Annotated in this window: 2 protein-coding genes; both read right to left on the reverse strand. The window is 44.6% G+C overall.

Translation table 11 applies throughout. The features are described 5' to 3' along the window. A partial coding sequence (locus tag HMPREF0848_RS05070; protein WP_037609153.1) for an accessory Sec-dependent serine-rich glycoprotein adhesin occupies positions 1 to 3461 on the reverse strand: 3461 nt, incomplete at its 3' end. A gap of 262 nt (positions 3462 to 3723) precedes the next feature. Next, the coding region (locus HMPREF0848_RS05075; protein WP_232203280.1) for an LPXTG cell wall anchor domain-containing protein at positions 3724 to 4080 on the reverse strand (357 nt) is incomplete at its 5' end.

The raw sequence follows: 4080 nt of genomic DNA on the forward strand, positions 1-4080 counted from the left end.
GACTTCTCGGTACTCAAGGACGCACTCGTTGACGCAGATTCACTACGAGAGACACTAGTCTTGACTGAATCGCTCAAGGATTGAGACAAACTTTGTGATTTAACGGTACTCAAAGACGCACTCGTTGACGCAGATTCACTGCGAGAAACACTCGTCTTGACTGAATCGCTCAAGGATTGAGACAAGCTTTGTGACTTCGATGTACTCAAGGACGCACTCGTTGACGCAGATTCACTGTGAGAAACACTGGTCTTGACTGACTCGCTCAAGGACTGGGACAAGCTTTGTGACTTCGATGTACTCAAGGACGCACTTGTGGAAACGGACTGGCTGGTTCGTACCGATGTGCTCAATGACTGCGATAAACTGCGAGACTTAACTGTACTCAAGGACGCACTCGTTGACGCAGATTCACTGCGAGAAACGCTGGTCTTAACTGACTCACTCAAAGACTGGGACAAGCTTTGTGATTTAACGGTACTCAAGGATGCACTTGTGGAAACGGACTGGCTGGTTCGTACCGATGTGCTCAAAGATTGTGATAAACTGCGAGACTTGACTGTACTCAAGGACTCACTTGTGGAAACGGACTGGCTGGTTCGTACCGATGTGCTCAAAGATTGTGATAAACTACGAGACTTGACTGTACTCAAGGACTCACTTGTAGAAGCGGACTGGCTGGTTCGTACCGATGTGCTCAAAGATTGTGATAAACTGCGAGACTTGACCGTGCTCAAAGAGGAACTCACTGAGAGAGATTGTTTTAGTGAATTTGAAACATTCCTTGACACCACTGTACTCACGGACGTACTTGTAGATGCTGACTGTTTCACAGATTCACTCGTACTATTAGAAAGAGACTTGCTATAGTCACTATTAGACAAGGGTACCGTCACGGTATTTGTCGTATCATCCTTATAAGTAATTGTCACCGTGCCATCATTATTGACTGTATAAGACTTAATACGATTAGCTGCTTCTGGGTTCAAGGCCGACACAGCCGCAACAATCTTACTCTTATCTGTCTCTGTCAGAGCAGTCAGGCTTGTCACCTGAATGGTCGTCGTTGGCGCAACACCTGGCGTACGATCTGCAAGACGTCCCTGCGTCATCCGAATTTCACCCAAACCATTTGGACGGTTCATATTCGACGCATTGTCAATAGCAGCAACATTACGCTGCCAGGTGTTACGGGCAGAATAGGTCAAATCATCCTTCAAATGAATAGTTGTCGTAATGGTTGCCGGATTGGCACTTGTTGCCGTAATATCACCTGTAATTGGCGCTACATTCCCCGTACCGTATTGAGTTCCACCAAAGAAATTACCGTTCAAAGCATTGTCATCCAAATTAGCTCTGGCAACAATCTTCATTTCTTTGAGCTTGCCACTATCATCAGTAGCGGTAAAGGTCAAAACTGCATCATCACCCGCATAGATAATGTAGTTTTTTCCACCACCTTCAAGGGGTGTAGACTTGGGTTCGACACCATTGACAGTCAACTTGGCAGCCACTTCAGGTCGTGTGCTATCTGTGACTGCAACCGAGTTACTAGCATCTGAATAAACAGGGTAATTACCATACATGATGCGAGCTTTAGCCGTTACACCACCAGTTTGTAACTTAACCGTTGGCGTCACAATCGCTTGGCCAGAAGCATTTGCCACTGCTGTTCCGACCTCATCATCATTATTGTATAAAACAACGGTTGACCCTGGTTCAGCTCCTGTTACCGTTACAGCTGTCTGTGTATAGGCTTTATCCAACAGCCTTGTCGCCACCGTTGGGGCAGGCAGGCGTTTGACAGGAGCAGTCACATCGTTAGAGGTATTATCCTTATAGGTAATGGTCACTACACCTGTCGCTGAGACGGAATAAGACTTAAAGTCCTTAGAGGTCGCAATATTTGGATTTGTCGCCTTAAAGGTTTCCCAAACCTTATCTTTTTCAGCCTGAGCGAGATTGCTCGTGTCATTGACAAAAGTACCCGTTGTCACTGCCTTAATCGGGTTGCGAATCCCATCATTTTGAGGTAAGACCTGGATGCTAAGCGTTTGTTTCACTGATCTGTTGGCACTATTGGTCACAACAAAAGATAACTTATAAATTCTTCCTGGCGGCACTACTTCAGTAGCCCCAACTGTTCCCATAACATTAAAAGCAACGGAACTATTTCTCAAAGCAGAGGTCTGGGGAACAATGATACCATTGACACGATCACTATCAGTTCCATAACCAATTTTACGAATACTGTTTTCTGTTGGTCTTGATTCAACAACCCGATAGGCCTGATTGATGTAGTCAGAGTTATAAGCAGAAATCACAGCATTGTTAGGACCTAAGTTATAATAAGGTTCACGCAAGCTATTATCAGCACCAATGATAGCACCATTTCGAGGGTCACGCTGACCAGATGTCGCACGCAGCACCGCATTAGCAAGCCTATTTCTAGCCTGTCTTGCTTGTGTAAGTGTAGGGGCCATGTCAACGCCACTATCAGCCAGACTGACACGAATAGCATCCAAGGCTTGATTCCCCCTCAGAATAGCCGCATCCGTATTTGGCAAATCAAGAGCTTGAGCTTTATAAGTATAAATCTCTAAGGCCAAATCTTTGAGACGCTTTTCCTGATCTGAACGCTCATTATTAGCCACAACTGACGCAGCCAACAGACCGTTCGCAGTGTCAGACAATTGACGATTAACAAGAGCTTCGGATGCTAAAGAGGCATGTAACAAGGCCGAATCCGAGCTGACAAGCTTTACACCCTCTTGAGAGTCAACACTATCACTCTTGCTCAATGACTTATTAGATAGACTGTCATCACGCTCTGAAGAGCCTGTAAGCCCACTCTCAGACAAGCTATGAGAATCCGTCTGACTCGCTGCTTCCGATTGAGAAGCTAGAGAAGCTGACAAGGAAGAAGAAAGCGAAGCACTTAGTGATAGGGAGGTGGATTTTGAAGCCTGTTCGGAAGCTGAAGCAGATTGACTGCTCGACAAGGACTCATTCAAAGAAGCCTCCGAAGTCTGTCTTGACGTAGCTTCAGATGACTCTTGACTATTTACCTGACTCTCTTGGACACCAGACACAGAACCAATATTGCCAATAATAGCTGATTCTGATGCAACTAAAAGATCAGCCTTAGCTCCAGCTTGGCTTTCCAAAACTGGCTCATCTGTCACTTCTTCCGCATGAGTCACGTGAGTCACAACAGCCCCACCTAGCAAAGCCCCCGTAGCAAGTACTCCCTTAAGGAGCGAGTGTCCTGAGAAAGCAGATGAATCCACTTCCACCTGCTGGGTACTAATCGAAGGTAAATCCACTCCTCCTCTTAGCACCTTAAAAAGACCAAAGTTTGAAGTCGCTGCACGAAGCCAGTGCTTACCTGACTTTACCAGTTTAAAACGTGTCACACGGTCCGTTTCACGATATTGACCTTCATTCCTTCTAAAAAACATACTTACTCCATTAATTTTTTGATTAAAATACTCCTTCTAATTTTATCATAAAATTGAGCAAAAAATCTCATTTCAAACTTGCTTTCCCTGAACTTATACATTCCCAAATCTATTCAAATGCACCCCAACAAATAAGAAATCTGGATATATTAAAACTATTAGTCTTTTAGATAAGCAAAAATCCCCCACCATTGAGAAAAGCTCAAATGATGAGGGATATTATAAATCTTAATGAGAAGGTAAGAATGAGACTTACTGACGATTAGAAGTCTTCACCCTCTTCTTCTTTCTTACGTTTGGCAAGAAAGGCAAGACCTGTTGCCGTTGCCAAAGCACCTAAAGCAAGAGCTGCCGATGAGTCTTCCTCACCAGTCTTAGGAAGAGCTTGGCTACCGTGCTTATGCTTAGGATCTTTAACTTCAGAAGAAGATACTGAAGTACTCATTGAAGTTGAGACACTTACTGAAGCTGAAATGCTGCTTGAAGCACTTGCTGATTCTGAGGCACTCATTGAATCTGAAACCGATTGACTCATTGAGATTGAAGCGCTTGTGCTTTGTGATTCAGAGACGGACGTTGAGACGGATTGACTCGCTGAAACTGAGGCACTGTTACTTGC

The sequence above is a fragment of the Streptococcus sp. C150 genome (assembly GCF_000187445.1).
GTDB classification, from domain to species: Bacteria; Bacillota; Bacilli; order Lactobacillales; family Streptococcaceae; genus Streptococcus; species Streptococcus raffinosi.